Source organism: Rhizobium sp. BK212 (genome assembly GCF_014197475.1).
Classification (GTDB): domain Bacteria; phylum Pseudomonadota; class Alphaproteobacteria; order Rhizobiales; family Rhizobiaceae; genus Rhizobium; species Rhizobium anhuiense.
Window position 1 is genome coordinate 648,459 of the sequence record NZ_JACIFS010000002.1, and the last position, 18,658, is coordinate 667,116.

Annotated in this window: 17 protein-coding genes and 1 pseudogene; 11 read left to right on the forward strand and 7 right to left on the reverse strand. The window is 63.3% G+C overall.

Annotated features, from left to right (window positions below; translation table 11 throughout):
* The first annotated feature begins 8 nt into the window (after positions 1-8).
* From FHT79_RS08225 to FHT79_RS08240, 4 genes are read left to right on the forward strand one after another with little or no spacing between them, the layout of a single operon-like run.
* On the forward strand, positions 9-929 hold the full coding sequence (locus tag FHT79_RS08225; protein WP_183903217.1) for a DUF58 domain-containing protein: 921 nt from the start codon (positions 9-11) through the stop codon (positions 927-929).
* Entirely contained in the window at positions 926-3,739 is a 2,814-nt protein-coding gene (locus tag FHT79_RS08230) for a DUF4159 domain-containing protein (RefSeq protein WP_183903218.1), read from the forward strand. The genes FHT79_RS08225 and FHT79_RS08230 overlap by 4 nt, the downstream gene beginning before the upstream one ends.
* Before the next feature lies 1 nt (position 3,740).
* Positions 3,741-5,810, forward strand: coding sequence for a hypothetical protein (locus FHT79_RS08235; protein ID WP_063474519.1), 2,070 nt, complete (start codon positions 3,741-3,743; stop codon positions 5,808-5,810).
* Between the two features lie 4 nt (positions 5,811-5,814).
* Complete coding sequence (locus FHT79_RS08240; protein ID WP_063474518.1) at positions 5,815-6,231, forward strand: GNAT family N-acetyltransferase; 417 nt, start codon at positions 5,815-5,817, stop codon at positions 6,229-6,231.
* Here FHT79_RS08240 and FHT79_RS08245 read toward each other — a convergent pair whose 3' ends face one another.
* Entirely contained in the window at positions 6,232-6,795 is a 564-nt protein-coding gene (locus FHT79_RS08245) for an N-acetyltransferase (RefSeq protein WP_183903219.1), read from the reverse strand.
* Between the two features lie 194 nt (positions 6,796-6,989).
* Between FHT79_RS08245 and FHT79_RS08250 the strand changes: the two genes are divergently transcribed.
* Positions 6,990-7,976, forward strand: a complete 987-nt coding sequence (locus tag FHT79_RS08250; protein ID WP_183903220.1) for a glutathione S-transferase family protein — start codon at positions 6,990-6,992, stop codon at positions 7,974-7,976.
* Positions 7,977-7,982: 6 nt separating this feature from the next.
* Here the strand turns inward: FHT79_RS08250 and FHT79_RS08255 are convergent, their stop codons facing one another.
* On the reverse strand, positions 7,983-8,462 hold the full coding sequence (locus FHT79_RS08255) for an NUDIX domain-containing protein (RefSeq protein ID WP_029867931.1): 480 nt from the start codon (positions 8,460-8,462) through the stop codon (positions 7,983-7,985).
* Positions 8,463-8,532: 70 nt separating this feature from the next.
* On the opposite strand from FHT79_RS08255, the gene FHT79_RS08260 reads away from it, so the two are divergent.
* The 4 genes from FHT79_RS08260 to FHT79_RS08275 all read left to right on the forward strand — a co-directional run bounded on the left by FHT79_RS08260 (position 8,533) and on the right by FHT79_RS08275 (position 11,703).
* Positions 8,533-9,441, forward strand: a complete 909-nt coding sequence (locus FHT79_RS08260) for a metallophosphoesterase (RefSeq protein ID WP_029867929.1) — start codon at positions 8,533-8,535, stop codon at positions 9,439-9,441.
* Positions 9,442-9,600: 159 nt separating this feature from the next.
* Positions 9,601-10,161 (forward strand): hypothetical protein, encoded by a 561-nt coding sequence (locus FHT79_RS08265; RefSeq protein ID WP_183903221.1) that lies wholly within the window; start codon positions 9,601-9,603, stop codon positions 10,159-10,161.
* 187 nt (positions 10,162-10,348) lie between these two features.
* Positions 10,349-10,858, forward strand: a complete 510-nt coding sequence (locus tag FHT79_RS08270; RefSeq protein WP_183903222.1) for an RNA polymerase sigma factor — start codon at positions 10,349-10,351, stop codon at positions 10,856-10,858.
* Positions 10,859-10,860: 2 nt separating this feature from the next.
* The gene (locus FHT79_RS08275; protein WP_183903223.1) at positions 10,861-11,703 is read left to right on the forward strand and encodes an anti-sigma factor; all 843 of its coding nucleotides are present in this window, start codon (positions 10,861-10,863) and stop codon (positions 11,701-11,703) included.
* A 97-nt stretch (positions 11,704-11,800) separates the two neighbouring features.
* Here the strand turns inward: FHT79_RS08275 and FHT79_RS08280 are convergent, their stop codons facing one another.
* A complete protein-coding gene (locus FHT79_RS08280) occupies positions 11,801-12,829 on the reverse strand; it encodes a zinc-binding dehydrogenase (RefSeq protein WP_183903224.1) in 1,029 nt (342 codons plus the stop codon).
* 5 nt (positions 12,830-12,834) lie between these two features.
* Here FHT79_RS08280 and FHT79_RS08285 point away from each other — a divergent pair.
* A pseudogene (locus tag FHT79_RS08285) lies at positions 12,835-13,321 on the forward strand (helix-turn-helix domain-containing protein).
* A gap of 12 nt (positions 13,322-13,333) precedes the next feature.
* On the opposite strand, the gene leuA reads toward FHT79_RS08285, so the two are convergent.
* The 4 genes from leuA to FHT79_RS08300 form a co-directional block, all read right to left on the reverse strand.
* Positions 13,334-15,067: a 2-isopropylmalate synthase gene (gene leuA / locus FHT79_RS08290; protein WP_029867923.1), complete on the reverse strand. Its 1,734-nt coding sequence runs from the start codon at positions 15,065-15,067 to the stop codon at positions 13,334-13,336.
* 157 nt (positions 15,068-15,224) lie between these two features.
* Positions 15,225-15,350: a hypothetical protein gene (locus tag FHT79_RS32365; RefSeq protein WP_254959063.1), complete on the reverse strand. Its 126-nt coding sequence runs from the start codon at positions 15,348-15,350 to the stop codon at positions 15,225-15,227.
* A 139-nt stretch (positions 15,351-15,489) separates the two neighbouring features.
* Positions 15,490-16,680: a benzoate/H(+) symporter BenE family transporter gene (locus tag FHT79_RS08295; protein ID WP_183903226.1), complete on the reverse strand. Its 1,191-nt coding sequence runs from the start codon at positions 16,678-16,680 to the stop codon at positions 15,490-15,492.
* Between the two features lie 188 nt (positions 16,681-16,868).
* On the reverse strand, positions 16,869-17,453 hold the full coding sequence (locus FHT79_RS08300) for an ATP-dependent Clp protease proteolytic subunit (protein WP_029867921.1): 585 nt from the start codon (positions 17,451-17,453) through the stop codon (positions 16,869-16,871).
* A 330-nt stretch (positions 17,454-17,783) separates the two neighbouring features.
* Between FHT79_RS08300 and FHT79_RS08305 the strand changes: the two genes are divergently transcribed.
* On the forward strand, positions 17,784-18,554 hold the full coding sequence (locus FHT79_RS08305) for a DUF2076 domain-containing protein (protein ID WP_183903227.1): 771 nt from the start codon (positions 17,784-17,786) through the stop codon (positions 18,552-18,554).
* Positions 18,555-18,658 lie beyond the last annotated feature (104 nt).

The following is an 18,658-nucleotide window of genomic DNA, read 5'->3' on the forward strand; positions in this document are numbered from 1 at the left end:
CCGGACGCGTGGCATCTATCGGACAGATCGTCAATCCGACACCCGGCAGCGATGCCCTTTCCCGCGCCAGGCAGCGGGCCGCCCTGGTGCCGGACTGCCTGGTGGAAGCCAAGCGCATCGCCAACACGGTGATCGCCGGCTGGCATGGCCGCCGCAAGCGCGGCATCGGCGAGAATTTCTGGCAGTTCCGTCCCTATTCCGAGGGCGAGAGCCTGTCGCGCATCGACTGGCGCCGCTCCGCCCGTGACGACCACACCTATGTACGCGAACGCGAATGGGAGGCGGCGCACACGATCTGGCTCTGGTGCGACATGTCGCCCTCGATGATGTACAAGTCGAGCTACGGCAATGTCTCCAAGGAAAGCCGCGCGCTGGTCATCCTGCTGGCGCTTGCCGAAATCCTCGCCCGCTCCGGCGAGCGCATCGGCTGCCCCGGCATCATGGAACCCGCCTCCGCCCGCAACGCTGCCGAACGCCTCGCATCCGCGCTCATGCACACGCCGCTGACCGGCGGTCTGCCGGAAACGGCGATGATCCGCGGTTGGAGCGATCTCGTCCTCATCGGCGACTTCCTCGACGATGCGCCGGCAATCATGGAACGGCTCGGGCCGCTGGCCCGCCGCGGCCTGCGCGGCCACGTGGTCGAGATATCCGATCCCGCCGAAGAGATATTCCCCTATAGCGGCCGCACCGAATTCACCGATCCGGAGAGCGGCGCCAAGCTCATTTCCGGCCGCGCCGAACACATTCGCGAGGCCTATCGCAACGCCTACCTCGCCCGCAGGGACAGCCTCGGCCAGTCGCTGCGCCATCTCGGCTGGACCTTCGCAAGCCACCGCACCGATCATCTTGCTTCCGAGGCGCTGGTCGCGGTGCACATGTATCTGTCCGGCATGCCGGCCAAGGCGACGCATGGAGGGCAGCTATGAACGCCCTTCCCTTCGCTTTCGCCTATCCCGCCATTCTCGGCGCGCTCGTCGCCCTGCCCGTCATCTGGTGGCTGCTGCGGCTGACACCGCCACGCCCGAAGACCGAGGTCTTCCCGCCGCTGAAGATCCTCGCTTCCGTGCTGAAGCGCGAGGAGACGCCGGCACAGAGCCCGTGGTGGTTGACGCTGCTGCGCATGCTGCTCGCCGCCGCCATCATCCTTGCGATCGCCGATCCAGTTTTCAATCCGCGCACCAGTTCGCTCGCATCGGGTGGCCCGCTCGTCCTCTTCGTCGACAACAGCTGGGCGGCGGCACCCGACTGGGAGCGCCGCATCCAGACCGCCGACGCGTTGATAGACGACGCCGAATCCGCCGGCACGCCGGTGTCGATCACCTTTACCGCCGATCCGACCAACGACGCCGTGCCCGGCACCGCCGCCGCCGCCCGAGACAAGCTGCGCGCCGCCGAGCCGCGACCGCTGGTGCCAGACCGCGAACGCGCCTTCCAGGCACTGCGCGGCGCGCTGAACGGCATCAAGCCCGGCACCCTCGCCTTCCTGACCGACGGCGCCGCTGCCAAGGCCGACGACGCCACGGTGCGCAGACTCGCCGAACTCCAGCCCATCGATCTCCGTCTGATCGAGGGCGATGCCGCAAGGACGGTCGCGATCACCGCCGCCAACAATGCGGCTGATGCCATGACCGTCAAGGTCACGCGGCTCAACAGTTCGCAGGCCGCATCGGTGGCGCTGAACGCCGTCGATACCCAGGGCCGCTCGATTGCCAACGGCAGGGTAGATTTCCATCCCGGCCAGAGCGTCGCGACGAGTTCGATCACCGCCCCCTTCGAGATGCGCAACGATTTCGCGCGCGTCAGCGTCGACAACGGCGCCACGGCTGGCGCCGTCCACCTTCTCGACGACGCATTCAAGCGCCGCCGCGTCGTATTGCTGTCGGGTGAAGGAGGCGATGAGTTCCAACCGCTCCTCTCGCCGCTCTATTATATCCAGCGGGCACTGCAGCCCTATGCGGATCTGATCCAGCCCGCCGATTCCGATCTTTCGGTCGCGATACCAAAACTTCTCGCCAGCAATCCCTCCATCATCATCATGGCCGATATCGGCCGGCTGCCTGAGGAAACCTACGAGCCTCTGACGCGGTGGATATCGAATGGCGGCATGCTGCTGCGTTTCGCCGGCCCGCGCATGGCGGCTGCCCCCGCCGACGATCCATTGATTCCCGTCATCCTGCGCCAGGGGGAACGGGCGCTTGGCGGCACATTGTCCTGGAGCGAGCCGCAGTCGCTTGCCGAATTTCCGAATTTTGGGCCTTTCGCCGGCATAGCCCGCCCCGCCGATGTCGTCGTCAAGCGACAGGTGCTTGCCGAACCGACGCCCGATCTTGCCGAACGCACCTGGGCAAGCCTGGCTGACGGCACGCCGCTCGTCACGATGAAGCAGATCGCGTCCGGCCAGATCGTCCTGTTTCATGTCACCGCCGAGGCCACCTGGTCCGATCTGCCGATCTCAGGTACCTTCGTCGACATGCTGCGTCACCTCCTGCAGATATCGCGATCGGGCGGCGTGACGTCGGAGGCGCGCGGCAATGCGCGTGTCTCCGAAACCCTGCCGCCATTCCGCATGCTCACGGCCAAGGGCACGCTCGTCTCCGAGACGGGCTCGGCGCGGCCGCTCATTCCGCAGGCCGGAGCCGAACCGACCGCGAATTTCGACAATCCGCCCGGGCTCTATGGCTCGGAGGATGGTTTCACCTCCCTGAACGTGCTGCCCGAGAACGCCGAACTGACGCCGCTCGACACAACCGGGACCAATGCCGTGCGCGAAGGCCTGATCGGCGGCGAAAGCTGGTCGGCAAAACCCGCACTCTTTTTCGCAGCCTTTCTGCTGCTCTTGGCCGATAGCCTGATCGTCCTCTTCATGAATGGCGCATTCTCGCGATTGCGCCCGGCTGTCCGCACCGCCGCGATGATCGCGGTCGCCGTCAGCGCCGGCTTTCTCGTGCAACCCGGCACACTTCACGCCGACGATTCCCAGCCCGGCGACGACCTCATCCTGCAGAGGCTCGATAACACCCATCTCGCCTACGTCGTCACCGGCGAACAGGAGGTGGACAATATTTCCGAGCGCGGTCTCGAGGGCCTGACTCAATTCCTGACGTTTCGCACGACGCTGGAGCCGGCGCCACCGGTGGGCATCGACCTCACCAAAGACGAGCTCTCCTTTTATCCGATCATTTACTGGCCGGTTTCGGCAACGGCGCCGATGCCATCGTCGGCGGCGATCAGCCGTATTGACGCCTATATGCGCAATGGCGGCACCGTGCTTTTCGATACGCGCGACCAGATCAGCGCATTGGACAATGGCGGCAATGTCAGCGCCAACGGCGAGAGGCTACAGGCAATCCTCGCCAATCTCGACATTCCGCCGCTGGAGCCGGTGCCATCGGACCACGTGCTGACGAAATCCTTCTATCTCCTCTCGAGCTTTCCCGGCCGTTATACCGGCAGCCCCCTCTGGATCGAGGCGCGGCAGGGCGGCCAGGAGCCGAGCGAAAAATCGGCGGCGACGGCCGACGGCGTTTCGCCGATCCTGATCACCGGCAATGATTTTGCCGGCGCCTGGGCGATCGACGACAACGGCGTACCGATACTGCCGACCGTGCCGTCCGATGAAACGCAGCGCGAGTATGCCTACCGTTCCGGCGTCAACATCATGATGTACATGCTGACCGGCAACTACAAGACCGACCAGGTCCATGTTCCCGACCTTCTCGAACGGTTAGGACAATGAGATGACCTTCGATTTTTCGCCCTTCCTGCCCTGGTCGGTTCTGGCCGCACTGGCCGTCGTCAGCGCTGTTATCGCCGCCTTCGCGATCTGGCGCGGCATTCGCGGCGCCTGGATCAGAACGCTGGCGGCACTCGCCATGCTGACTGCGCTTGCCAATCCCGTGCTGCTGCAGGAGGACCGCGATCAGCTGTCGACGATCGTGCCTGTTCTCGTCGATCGCAGCCAGAGCCAGCAGACGACCGATCGCGTCAAGATGACCGACGACGCGCTTGCGGCGCTGAAGGGACAGCTCGCTCGCTTCCCGCAGATAGAGCCGCGCTTCGTCGATGTCGAAGGCGACGTCAATTCCGACGTGCCGTCCACGCGCCTGTTCGACGCCCTGTCGGCCAATATCGCCGACGTTCCGCCCGCCCGCATCGGCGGCGCCATCATGCTGACCGACGGGGAGGTTCATGATGTTCCGGCCGCCAATCAGGCGCTCGGTTTCGACGCCCCGATCCATGGCCTGGTCACCGGCAAGGCCAACGAATTCGATCGCCGCATCGAAGTCATCAAGGGCCCGCGCTTCGGCATCGTCAACGAAGAGCAGCAGGTGATCCTGCGCGTCTTCGACGACGGCCCGAGCCCCGGCGGCACAGCCGATGTCACCGTGAAGCTGAATGGTGACGAGATCGCCACCCTGCAGGCGACCCCCGGGCAGGATACGCCCTTCTCCTTCAAGGTGCCGGGTGGCGGCAGCAACGTGCTCGAATTCTCGGTCGCAGCCCTTCCCGGCGAAGTCACCACCGCCAACAACCGCGCCGTCCATGTCATCGACGGCATCCGCCAGAATCTCCGCGTCCTGCTTGTCTCCGGCGAACCGCATGCCGGCGAGCGCGCCTGGCGCAACCTGCTGAAATCGGACGCGTCGGTCGATCTCGTCCACTTCACCATCCTGCGTCCGCCGGAAAAACAGGACGGCACGCCGATCAACGAGTTGTCGCTGATCGCCTTCCCGACGCGTGAGCTCTTCGTCGACAAGATCAAGGATTTCGACCTGATCATCTTCGACCGCTACCAGCACCGCGGCGTGCTGCCGCTGCTCTATTACGATTACATCGCGCAATATGTCGACAATGGCGGCGCGCTGCTGATCGCCGCCGGTCCCGAGCACGCCGGCCCCGATTCCATTGCACTGACGCCACTTTCCTCGGTCCTGCCGGCAACGCCAACCGGCCAGATGATCGAGAAGGCCTTCTATCCCCGCCTCTCCGAGGAAGGCCGCAAACATCCCGTCACGCGCGGCCTTGATGGTTCGGGCGAGGATCCGCCGCATTGGGGCCGCTGGTTCCGCAGCGTCGATGTCGACCGGCCGCAGGGCGAAACGATCATGCTCGGCGCCGACAACCATCCGCTGCTGGTGCTGAACCGCGCCGGCCAGGGCCGCGTCGCCATGCTGCTTTCCGATCAGGGCTGGCTCTGGGCGCGCGGCTTTGAAGGCGGCGGTCCGAACGTTTCGCTCTATCGCCGGATCGCCCATTGGCTGATGAAGGAGCCGGCGCTCGAGGAAGAAGCGCTGACGGCGCGCGCCTCCGGCCGGACCCTTGAAGTCACGCGCCAGACGATCGGCGACAATCCCGGCAACGCCACCGTGCGTTATCCCTCCGGCAAGACCGAAACCCTGCCGCTCACCCAGTCCGAACCGGGCCTCTACAAGGCCGAGAAGAGGATGGACGAGATCGGCCTTTTCGAAATCCGCAACGGCAAGCTGTCGACGCTTGTTCATATCGGCGCCGTCGACGCACCGGAATTCAAGGCGATGATCTCGACGACCGATGTGCTGCAGCCGGTCGCCGACAGAAGCAAGGGTCTCGTCACCCGGGTCGCCAATGCAAATGGCGCGATCTCCGTCCCGCCGATCCTGCCGGTGCGCGGCCAGGTCCGCGTCGCCGACAATGATCGCATGATGATCCGCATGACCAGCGAGACGGTCTTGAAGGGCATCAACACGCTGCCGCTCTTTGCCGGGTTCGCCGGCGTCGGCATCCTGCTGCTCGCCTTCGGCGCCATGTGGTGGCGCGAAGGACGGTAATCTCATGCCGGAATTCGAGCTGACCGCCTCACCCTCGCCGGAGGAACTCGCGGCGATCACCGATGCGCTCTCGGCCTTCAACACCGGCGATGTCGGCCCCTCGGATCGCCGGCCGCTCGCCGTCCTCATCCGCGACACCGACGGCAAGGTGACCGGCGGTCTTTCCGGCTTTACCGCCTGGGGCTGGCTCTTCACCCAGATGCTCTATATCCCCGACACGCTGCGCGGCACCGGTCTCGCCGGCGAGATCCTCGCAAAAGCGGAAGACGAGGCAAGAATCCGGGGATGCCGCGGCGCCTGGATCGACACTTTCAGCCCGCTGGCGCTGCGAGCCTATCTGCGTCAGGGTTATGAGGTTTTCGGGGAGCTTCAGGATTTCCCGGAAGGCCGCACGCGCAGCTTCCTCCGCAAAAACCTCTGATCATCCGTGCCAGGCGATGATGCCCTTCAGCCGTTCGTGCACGCCCTCGGCGATCGGAACGACGAGCACGCGGCCGGGATCGACGGGGCCCGGGAAGGACAGCGCGTTGTAGGCAACCTTCTCGAAGCCGAGCGGGCCGTAATAGGGCGGATCGCCGACGAGGATGACGGCTTCCGAGCCCTTGCGTCTAGCCGCCTCCACCGCGATCCGTACCAGCTCCCGGCCGATACCCTGATTCTTATGGGAGGGGCGGACGGCGAGCGGGCCGAGCAGATGCCCCTTCACGGAGCCTGCCAGCACCGGCGTCATGCGCACGGAGGCGATCGTCTCACAGTCGTCGGCGCAGATGAAGGAGAGCGACAGATCGTGCGGCCCCTGCTCGCGGATGCGCGCGGCGGCACGCGTGAAACGGCCAGGACCAAAGGCCTCTTCGTTGATGTGTTCGATGGCGGCGTCGTGGGACGCGTCTTCGGTGAGGTAGACGAGATCGTGCTTGTACATGATGACAGAAACCGGATGGACAGATTGATGGGTCTCGAACACGCCTTGGGCGTTCGGGAACATCAGCGTCGTCGCGGGTTTCTGGAAATGAACATCAAGCAGGGGTCCGAAAATCGTGAAAAGGCCGATAGCAGGAAAAATTTCCGTCGTCCAACGCAAAATGCACGACGTGACGCTCTGTTCAATCTTTGCCGCCTGTAAAGCCCTGCCATCTGCGATATCTTCCGTTCCAACACGCAATCAAAGGGATGAACACCATGGGAATGCTGGTGGATGGCGTCTGGCATGACGTCTGGTACGACACGAAGGAGAGCAAGGGCCATTTCAAGCGGCAGCCCTCGCAGTTCCGCAACTGGGTGACGTCGGACGGTGAAGCCGGCCCTTCCGGCGTCGGCGCCTTCAAGGCCGAGGCCGGGCGTTACCACCTCTATGTCTCGCTTGCCTGCCCCTGGGCGCATCGCACGCTGATCTTCCGCAAGCTGAAGAAGCTCGAAGGGCTGATCTCGGTCTCCGTCGTCGATCCGCTGATGGCGGAGAATGGCTGGGAGTTCAAGGTCGGCGACGGCGCCACCGGCGACCAGCTCTTCGGTGCGTCCGCGCTCTGGCAGATCTATGTCAGGGCCGATCCGCACTATTCCGGCCGCGTCACCGTTCCCGTGCTCTGGGACAAGAAAACCGGCACGATCGTCAGCAACGAATCCGCCGAGATCATCCGGATGTTCAATAGCGCTTTCGACGGCTTGACCGGCTCGAAGGCCGATTTCTATCCCGAGGATATCCGTGCCGAAATCGATGCGCTGAATACTACCGTCTACGACACCGTCAACAACGGCGTCTACAAGGCGGGTTTTGCCACCACCCAGGCGGCCTATGAGGAAAACGTCGGCAAGCTGTTCGAAACGCTCGACATGCTCGACGAACGCTTGGGCAAGGGCCGCTACCTCTTCGGCAACAGATTGACCGAGGCCGACTGGCGCCTGTTCACCACGCTGGTGCGCTTCGACCCCGTCTATGTCGGCCATTTCAAGTGCAACATCCGCCGCATCGCCGATTACCGCAACCTACCCGGTTATCTCAGGGACCTCTACCAGACGGCGGGCGTTGCCGAGACGGTGAACCTCCACCACATCAAGCAGCATTATTACCGCAGCCACAAGACGATCAATCCGACCGGCATCGTCCCCGTCGGCCCGGCGCTCGATCTCGACAGCCCGCATGGCCGCGCCAGGCTAAATGCCGCCTGATACTTCTTACCAGCGGTGATCGGGCTCCTGCTCGCCGCGAAGCTCGGCGAGGCGGCGATGCGTCGCCTCGGTCGTACCCTCGGGCAGGCTGTCGAGGAAAAAGAACCCGCTGTCGGAGATTTCCCAGTCCGGCGGACGGGGCGCTGTCTGCTCGACGGTCGCCCTGTAGAACACGACATGGTCGCGCCGGGTCGTCGTGGTATTGAAGTAGACTTGGACCAGCTCCGGCTTGCCGATGATCCTGAGGTTGCCTTCCTCGCGCAGCTCCTTGACCAGCGCTTCTTCTACCGTCTCGTTGCGCTCCAGTCCGCCGCCCGGCATATGCCAGCCACCGATATAACTGTGGCGCACGAGGAAAATCCGGCCGTCCGCATCGAAGCAGGCGGCCCTGACGCCCATCGTCATGCCGCGGGCGAAGGAGAAATAAACATGCAGCAGGCGCAAGGCCAGCCTGATATGAGGGGGGCGCTTCTCTTTATCCACCATGGTTCCGTTTCGGCTATTCATCGCGCCGGATGTGTTTGATTTGTCAATAAGCTGGTCTATGTCTCGTAGCATGTTCAAGCTCGCGCATATTTCCGACGTCCACCTCGGACCGCTGCCCCGCCTTTCCATTCAGGAGCTGTTTTCAAAACGCATAACCGGCTTTGTGAACTGGCATCGAAACCGACGCAAGCACCTTTTCGGCAGCACGCTGGATCTGCTGCTCGAGGATATCCGCGCCCGCCAGGCCGATCACCTGGCCGTCACCGGCGACCTCGTCAATCTGGCGAGCGGCATCGAGATCCGCGCCGCCGCCGCCTGGCTGCGCACGCTCGGCGATCCCGCCGACACCTCGGTCGTTCCCGGCAACCACGACGCCTATGTGCCCGGCGCCTATGAGAAGTCAATGCGCGCCTGGTACGATTATGTCCGCGGCGATCTCGCCCCGCCGCAATGGCAGGAGGATCGCCACGTCTTCCCCTATCTGCGCATCCGCGACAAAGTCGCGATCGTCGGTTGCTCGACGGCGGTCGCCACCCCTCCCTTTGCCGCTTCCGGCTTTTTCGGCGCGCGCCAGGCCCGCGACACCGTCAACATGTTGCGCGCGGCCGGCGAAGCCGGTCTCTTTCGCGTCGTCATGATCCACCATCCGCCGATCCGCGGCGCCACGGCCTTCTACAAACGCATGATCGGCATCCGCCGCTTCGCCGCCGTAATTTCGACGGGCGGCGCCGAACTCGTGCTGCACGGCCATACGCACCTGAACACGCTGCACTGGCTGCGCGGCCAGGTGCAGCCGGTGCCTGTCGTCGGCATCGCGTCGGCGTCGCAGGGACCCGGCAGCATCAAGCCGCCTGCCGCCTATAACCTCTTCTCCATCGAGGGCTCTCCAGGCGCCTGGGAACTCCGCGGCGAGCGTTTCAGCCTCAACAGGGCCGGCGACGCGGTGATACCGGAAAGCGCCGATATTTTCGCGCGTTAGCGCCAGTTCCAGACTCTGTTTGTGCAGCACTTGAATCGATCTGCGAAGAGATCAGGCCATCGTCGCGACATTTGCCGTGGAGGTTGCTTACCCTCTTGGTATTTTTAATGGTAAGCGTACAATTCCAGCAACAGCATCGCCTGAGAACGGAGCCCGCCCATGACTTCTCCTTTCCGTCGCCTGTCCAGATTTTCGCTCGCCGCCGGCTTTGCCTTCGGCATCGCCACGGCCGCTTTCGCGGTCGGCGACAGCAACGATGACACCAATCCGCCGCCGAAGACGCAGACGACCAAGACCTGCACCGGCGGCAAGGTCTGGGACAAGGCCAAGAAGGAATGCGTCAATCCGAAGAAGAGCAGCTTCAACGACGACGATCTCTATAAATTCGCCCGCGAATTTGCCTATGCCGGCCAATATGACAACGCCATCACCGTGCTCAATCTGGCCCGCAACCAGAACGACCCGCGCATCCTGAACTATCTCGGCTACGCCAACCGCAAGGCCGGCCGGATGGAACTCGGCATGTCCTACTACCGCAAGGCGCTGCAGGCGGATGAGAATTACATCCTCGCCCGCTCCTACATGGGCATGGCGCTGGTCGAACAGGGAGACATTCAGGGCGCCCGCGTTCAGCTTGTCGAAATCCGTGATCGCGGCGGCGAAGGCACCTGGGCCTATCGCGCGCTGCTGCAAAGCTTGAACGGCTACAAGACATATTGACGCAAGCTTTGTGGGCCACAATACGAAAATCCCTTGGGAAAGAGGGATGAAAACGACCGGATGCTTGCGCAGTGCAGGAGACTTGTTTCATAAAGCACATGCATCGCCGGCGTCGATAAGGCCGGCTTCGCGCCCGAGGGTAATCCCTTCGTCCGCGAAACCATTGTGAATGCTTCTTGGATAGACAATGCGTCAACCCGCAACGACCATCGATCTCCGACGTGATCTCGTCGGCCTTCTGCCCCGCCTTCGCCGCTTCGCGATCACGCTCGCGGGTGAGGTTGCCGTGGCCGACGAACTCGTTCAGGCTGTCTGTCAGCGCGCCATCGCCAAGGGTCATCAATGGAGCGGCGAAGGCCGGCTGGAAAGCTGGATCTACACGCTTGCCCGCCAGCAATGGACCGACGACAGCCGCAAGCGCAAGCCGAAGGCTTCCGTCCGCGGCAACGTCACCGATCTTCTTGAGGCCCCACGCGAACGGGCGGCTGCCGTTGATCCCGATGCCATCCATCACATGATCGCCGATATGCCGGATGGCGTTTCCAGCATGTTCCTGCTTGTCGACGTCGAAGGCCACAGCTACCAGCAGGCGGCCGACATTATGGGCATCCCAGTGGCAAGCGTCGTTTCGCAGCTCGCCGCCGCAAGGCTGCACTTTGCCGAGCTTGCCGGCACCCACCCGATCCACAGGTACTGAATTTGCTCGATCTTAGGAAATTGCCGCTCGAAGTCCAGCTTACCGCCCTTCTCGACGGCGAAGTCTCGCCCGAACAAAGGCACGAACTGGAGCAGCGTCTGGCAAGCGACGAGAATGCGCGCCGGCTGCATGAGAAGCTGCGCCACGGTGCCGATTTCGGCCGCCGGCGCCTCGACGATATCCTGAAGGAGCCGGTGCCGCTCGCCCTCGTCCGCTCCATCAAGAGCACGCAGCCGCCGAAGGCGCCGATCGCCCAGCGTGCCACGCGCCCGCAGGTGAAACTGGCGCCGAGCGGCCCGCAGGCGCTGGCCGCCGCTCTGATCCTCTTCGTCGTCGGTTGCGGCATCGGCTATTTCGTCGGCACCAGCCCCGATGCCGACGAAATCGCCACCACGACCGCCGCCACGGCGCCGGCCAATACCAGCGACTGGCTGGGCGACGTCACCGCCTATCAGCGCCTGCTGATCCGCCAGCCCCGTCATCTCGTCGAAGTGCCCGCCTCGCAAGCCGAGGAAATCTCCAGCTGGCTGACGACCGCGATCGGCGTGCCCTTCCGCGTGCCCGATCTCAGCGCCGAAGGCTGGACCTTCCAAGGCGCGCGCGTCATCCTCGGCGACAGCCGCCCTGTCGGGCAGCTCGTCTATTCCAACGCCGATGGCGACGTTATCTCCATCTGCTTCCGCAAAGACGCGCAGCCGCCGGAGACCGACGACTTCAAGGAAACGATCAAGGACGAGATCGGCCTGGTAACCTGGCACAATGCCGGCACCTCCTATGTGCTGGCCGGTCCCTCCGCCGAAGCAACGCTCGGCCAGCTCGCCATGGAGATCGCCACGGCGATCTAGCGCATCGCCCAAAAATCGGAACTGATTTTCGGAAAGCACGATGCGTCGGTTCAAACTGTTAGAGCGTCCTTTGTGCGTCCGAAAGGACGCACGGTGCTTAAGGGGCCAAGTTTTTTGGCATCGCGTCGGGCTCGCTTTCTTGGATTGACGGCGTCAACACCACTTTTCCGACCGCCCTCCGCTCCTCAATGACGCGATGCGCCTCCGCGGCTCCATGCAGTGGAAAGCGACCGCCTTCGACAACCGTCAGCGCGCCCGTCGCCGCAAGATCGAAGAGCGCGCCAAGATCCTTTGGCACAGCTTGGAGCGTCAGCAGCGGCAACAGCGAAAATCCCTTGATCGACTGGTTCTGATCAAGCATGCGCTCGATATCGGCGACCCCAAGCCCGAATCGTCCCATCGCCGCCAGCACCAACTCGCCGCAAGGCGCCAGCGCATCGAGCGTTGCCCTTGAAACCGCGCCGCCGACGGTTTCATAGATGATGTCCGCGCCGAGCCCTCCGCTCAGCCCCTTGACCTCCTCCTGCCAGCGGGGCGCCGTATAGTCGACCGCATGATCGGCGCCGAGAGACAGGGAAAGCGCCCGTTTCTCCTCGCTGCTCGCCGCTGCGATCACCATCTTTGCGCGGTCGCGTCTTGCAAGCTGCAGCAGCAGCGAGCCGACACCGCCGGCTGCCGCATTGACGAGGACGGTTTTGCCATTCACGGGGCTGCGGCGTAGGAGATGCAGCGCCGTCAGTCCCTGCACCATCAGCGCCACAGCCATCGTGAAGGAGACAGCATCCGGCAGCGGCACCACCGCCCCAGCGTCGACCGCGACGAACTCGGCATAACCGCCCGAACCGCGGCCGATCGCAAAGAGAGGAACGGCAACCCGCATGCCGATGAGCGAGCGATCGGCACCGGGCCCCGCCCGCTCGATGATACCCGCGACCTCGACACCGGGAAACATCGGCAGGTCGGGCGATACGGCATAGCGGTCGGCCCGCATCAGTACCTCGAAGAAATTCACGCCGGCCGCATGAACGCGGATGAGAACCTCACCCGGCCCCGGCTCGGGGACCGGCAGTTCCACCACCTCGAGGACTTCGGGCGGACCGAAGCGCGTGAATTGGATCGCTTTCATAACAGATGAACCTCACGTCTGATTTGGCGTGGGGCAGGTTTAGCAATAGGATATGCTGTAAAAATACACACTCTTTCGTGCCATACCCACCAGGAGGTGACCATGGCTGAGCCGATGAAAAGACTCCCCGAGCTGCCGGTCGAGCGCGCGCTGAAAGTGATTTCAGGGCGCTGGAAGCCGGTCATCCTCTACTACGTCTTCTCCGGCCCGAAGCGTCTTTCGGAGCTAAAGCGCATGATGCCGGCCATTAGCCAGAAGGTGCTGATCCAGCAGCTGCGCGAAATGGAGGAACATGGGCTGGTTGCGCGCCGGATCTTTACCGAAATCCCCGCCCGCGTCGAATACAGCGCGACCGAACTCGGTCTCGGCCTCGAACCGGTGCTGCTGGCGCTCTGCCAATGGGGCCAGCGCCATGCCGAGGCGCGCAACGAAGCCGGCGATATCGCCGACTGCATCGTCAGGCCGCGCCGCACCGATACGATCGCGGCCTGAGTTCCTTTGAGATCAGGCCTTGCCGGCCTTCACCTCGAGCACACGGTTGGCGGCCGAGACGATCGCCTCCAGCGACGCCGCGACGATGTTGGTATTGATGCCGGCGCCGAAGAGCTTGCCGCCGGGATAGGAGGTCTCGACATAGGAGATCGCCGCCGCATTCGAGCCGTGCTGCAGCGAATGCTCGGAATAGTCCTCGACCGACATCTCGATGCCGAGATAATGCGACAGCGCGTTGATGAAGCCGTCGATCGGGCCGTTGCCGCGCCCTTCGATGCGCTTGATCTCGCCATTGTCGGTGATCTCGGCGGCCACGACCCGTTGGCCCTTGCGCTCAGTATCGGGATAGGTGTGGTGGTCGACGAATTTCAGGCGCGCGCTCGGCTGCGTCACGTAGCGCTCGATGAAACGATCGTGAATGCGCTTCGAAGGAAGCTCCTTGCCCTCTACGTCGGTAATGCGCTGAATGTCCTCGCGGAACTCGACCTGCAGGTTGCGCGGCAGGTTCAGCCCGTAATCCTGCTGCAGGATGTAGGCAATGCCGCCCTTGCCGGATTGCGAGTTGATGCGGATGATCGCCTCGTAGGAACGACCGACATCACGCGGATCGATCGGCAGATACGGGACCTCCCATACGGGATGGTTGGCGACCTGTGCTGCCTTCATGCCCTTGTTGATCGCATCCTGATGCGAGCCGGAGAAGGCGGTATAGACCAGTTCGCCGACATAAGGATGGCGCTCGCCGATCGCCATCTGGTTCGAATATTCGAACACTTCCTTGATGCGCTCGATATTCGAGCAGTCGATCCCGGGATCGACGCCCTGGGTGAACATGTTCAGCGCCATGGTCACCATGTCGACATTGCCGGTGCGCTCGCCATTGCCGAACAGCGTGCCTTCGACACGGTCGGCGCCTGCCAGCAATGCCAGTTCGGCAGCGGCAATGCCCGTGCCGCGGTCGTTATGCGGATGCAGCGAAATGATCAGGTTCTCGCGATTGTCGAGATTGCGGCACATCCATTCGATCTGGTCGGCATAGACGTTCGGCGTCGCCATCTCGACGGTGGACGGCAGATTGATGATCAACTTGTTATCGGGCGTCGGTTTGACGACCTCGATGACGCCGTTGCAGATTTCCAGCGCCACCTCGAGTTCGGTGCCGGTGAAGCTCTCTGGCGAATATTCGAAACGGTAGCCGCCGCCGGCCTTGGTGGCCATATCGGTGATCATCTTGGCGGCATCGACGGCGATCTGCTTGATGCCCTGCACATCCTTGGCGAAGACGACGCGGCGCTGCAGCTCGCTGGTCGAGTTATAGAAATGCACGATCGGCCGGTTTGCGCCTTCCAGCGCTTCGAAGGTACGGGTGATGAGTTCCGGGCGGCATTGCACCAGCACCTGCAGGGAGACGTCGGCGGGCACATTGCCCTCCTCCACGCACCAGCGGGCAAAATCGAAGTCGGTCTGCGAAGCCGAGGGGAAGCCGATCTCGACTTCCTTGAAACCCATATCGAGCAGCAGTTGGAACATGCGCGCCTTGCGGTCGTGGCCCATCGGATCGACCAGCGCCTGGTTGCCGTCGCGCAGGTCGACCGAGCACCAGACCGGCGCCTTGGTAATGGTCTTCGTCGGCCATGTGCGGTCGGGAATGTTTACCTGCGGATAGGCCCGGTATTTCACCGCGGCGTCAGGCATGCCTTTTGCGGGGGTGGTCTTGTTCTGGGAGGATTGCGTCTTCGCGTCCATCGTATCGTCTCCTCGTCCCGGCATTTGCCCCGCCTCTTAGCCGATCGTGTCGGGCTTGGCGATAAACAAATGCGGACCTTTGTCGGTCGTTAGGTCAATTTTGAAAGTGAGTCGCGAGGAGCGATGGCCGGGCGGGCTTTCGGCCGCCGGGCGCTCCTCAAAGGACCCGGCAACCGCGCGTAAGGCCGAGGAGAAGAAGCGAGGTCAGGGCGCGCGTATTGTCACGCAGGGCGATGCGGCCGCGTGCAATGCTGTTGGAAATCTTGGCGCCAGTGGTCTTCATGGCCGCGCTTATAACCTCGGGCAGTGGAACTGGCAAGCCCTTGCCCGGCCTTTGGTCGCCGCCCAGCGTTGACGCGGTGCGCGCCTGCGGTCACGGAGATATTCCAAAGCGCCGTGATTCGGCATTTCCACGACCGTGACTAAGCCCGGTCTTTCCAAATCTTCACCAGCCGCGACAGTGCGAGCATCAGCCCGCCTGCGATCAGGCCCCAGAAGGCGCCTGATATGCCGCCGAAGGAAACGCCGGAGGCGGTGACGAGGAAGGTGATCGCCGCCGCCTCGCGCGAATCCGGCGCCTGGAACGCCGACATTGCCGAGGACGAGAAGGCACCGACCAGGGCCAGCCCCGCCACCGCCTCGATCAGGATCGAAGGCGCGAGCGCGACGAAGGCCGTTACCGCGCCGGCGAGCAGCCCGAGGATGACATAACCGACGCCGGCGATCAGCGACGCCCAATAGCGCCGCTTCGGATCGGTATGGGCATCCTGCCCAGCACACATCGCCGCGGTGATTGCCGCCAGATTGACGGCGTGGCCACCGAAGGGCGCCGACAGCAGCGAGAAGAAGCCGGTGACGGCAAAGAGCGGACCGGGCTTGGGATCGTAGTGATTGACCTTCAGGACCGCGATACCCGGGATATTCTGTGAGGCCATGGTGACGATGAAAAGCGGCAGCGCGATCGAGACGAGGCCGGCAAGATTGAACACCGGCCGGACGATCTCCGCCGTCGGCACCAGCGATTGTTCCAGCGATCTGAGCGCACCCTCGGGGATATCGACGCCGAAGGCGAGCACCAGCGCGAAGGCTGCGAGTGCCGCCGGCACCGCCCAGAGCCGCTTGAAGGCGCCGACGACGATCCAGGCGACGACGATCGGCAGGCCAAACAGCGGATTGAAGCCGATTGCCTTCACCGGCGCGAAGCAGAGGCCGATCAGCACGCCGGCGAGCATCGCATTGGCGAGCGGCGCCGGAATGGCGGCCACCGCCCGACCGAGCGGCTTGAAAAGCCCCGCGACGATGATCAATACAGCACAGATAAGGAATGCTCCGACCGCCGCATTGAAGCCGCCCTCGATAGCCCCGGTGCTTGCCAGCAGTGCGGCGCCCGGCGTCGACCAGGCAATGCTGATCGGCAATCGGGTCACGGCGCTCAGCACGATCGCGCAGATGCCCATGGAAATCGACAACGCCATCAAGCCCGAAGCCGCCTGAGCATCCGTGGCGCCGACCGCCTGCAGCCCGTGCAGCACAACGGCAAAAGAGCTGGCGGAACCGACGAAGGCAGTCAGCAGTCCCATGAACAGGGCCTGGACGGAAAAATCTTTGAGCATGGCGGACTCGTGGGATGCAGGAGTGACGCATGGAGCATGATGGCTGCCGCAGGCGCAAGTCCGGAATCAGAGCTTTCCGTTCAACCCTTGCGGATAACCATCTTCATTCAAACCAGCCGAAGATAAAACGCCCTCGCCTGCGATCGGCAGGCAAGGGCGGCTTCTTGGCAGCTTTTGGCTGAGAAAGCTCAGATGTCGGACTGCGACGTCACAACCCGCGAAACGAGGCCATAGTCCTTCGCCTCTTCGGCCGACAGCCAGTAGTCGCGATCCGTATCCTTGGCGATCTTGTCGAGCGGCTGGCCGGTGGCCGCCGCCATGATCCTGTTCAGGCGCTCGTTCATCTTGATGATCTCGCGCGCCTGGATCTCGATGTCGGATGCCATGCCGCGCGTGCCGCCGGAGGGCTGGTGCAGCAGGAAGCGCGTGTTCGGCAGGCACAGGCGCCGCTCTTTCGGAACCGCGACATAGATCAGCGCGCCGGCCGAGGCGACCCAGCCCGTGCCGATCATCCAGACCTTCGGCTTGATGAACTTGATCATGTCATGGATGGAATCGCCGGATTCGACGTGGCCACCGGGCGAATTGACATAGATGCGGATGTCCTCGTCACTGGCTGCGGCAAGCGCCACCAGCTGCGAGCAGACCTTCTGCGCCAATTCCTGATTGATCGGTCCGTAGATGAAGATCGAACGCGACTTGAAAAGATTCGCCTCCGTTTCCTTGCCGAGCGGCAGTTCCTTCGTCTTGTCGTCCTGGTCTTCGTCGTTCATTCGAACCTCTTGGAGATGAATTCGGGTTCCTCGCACATAGTGCGACTCAATGCCTAAAACAATGCGGGAAAAACACAAGGCACCGAAGCGATGCAGATATCCTTAAGAAGCCGCGCGCCGTTCTGCAAGCCTTACTGAATTGTAACGGTGAAAGGCTTTGAAAAGCCAAAATCGGTTCCTACCTCAGCCTCACGCGGCAAACGCCGCCAGCGCATAACCCCGAAATCGGAATCGATTGTCGGAAAGGATTATGCGCAGTTTTAAATTGATAGAGCGTCCTTAGCGCGTCCTATCGGACGCGCGGCGCTCTAGATCATTAGGAGACAGGACATGTCACCGGAAGAACGCCAACTGCTGACCGCCCTCTTCGACCGCGTGCGCACCGCCGCGGCCACACCGCGCGACCGCGAGGCTGAAGCGCTGATCGACCAGGCAACGCGCGAACAGCCATCGGCCACCTATTATCTGGCCCAGGCCGTCATCGTTCAGGAAAAGGGGCTGGAGGCGGCAGCCAATCATATCAAGGAACTCGAAGAGCATATCCGCCAACTGGAAGCCGGCGCCAGTGAACATCGCCAAGCCGAACAGGGCGGTGGTTTCCTGAGTTCGATCTTCGGCAATACGCAAACGCAGCAGCCCGCGCCCGTCCCCTCCAACCCCGGCCCATGGGGCCAGTCCTCCCGCAGCTATGACGAGCCCCGCGGCTACGACCGTGATGTCCGCCAGCCGCCGCAACAGCCGACCGGCCCCTGGAGCCAGCAGGCCTATGCGCCATCGGCCGGCGGCAGCTTCCTGCGCGGCGCGCTCGGCACGGCAGCGGGCGTTGCCGGCGGCATGCTGCTTGCCAATTCGCTGAGCGGCATCTTCGGCAACCACATGTCCTCGCTCGGCTGGGGCTCGCCCTTCGGCGCCAACCCCTTCGGCAATGCCAGTGCGCCGACCGAAGAAACCGTCATCAACAATTATTACGGCAACGACGACACCCGCCAGGCCTCGGACAACGCAGGTGACGACAAGGACGGCAACGTGCAGCAGGCCGACTACGACGATAACGACGATTACAACGACGACTCGTCTGGAGATGACGTCACGGATGCTTGACGTTTAACGGCCAAGGCGCGAGCGGCGGTTGGTTTTATATTGCCGCGCCGTTGCCCGGCCTTTCGCTTAGGTTCAGGGCGTTCGTCGCTGCAATCGATTGAGAG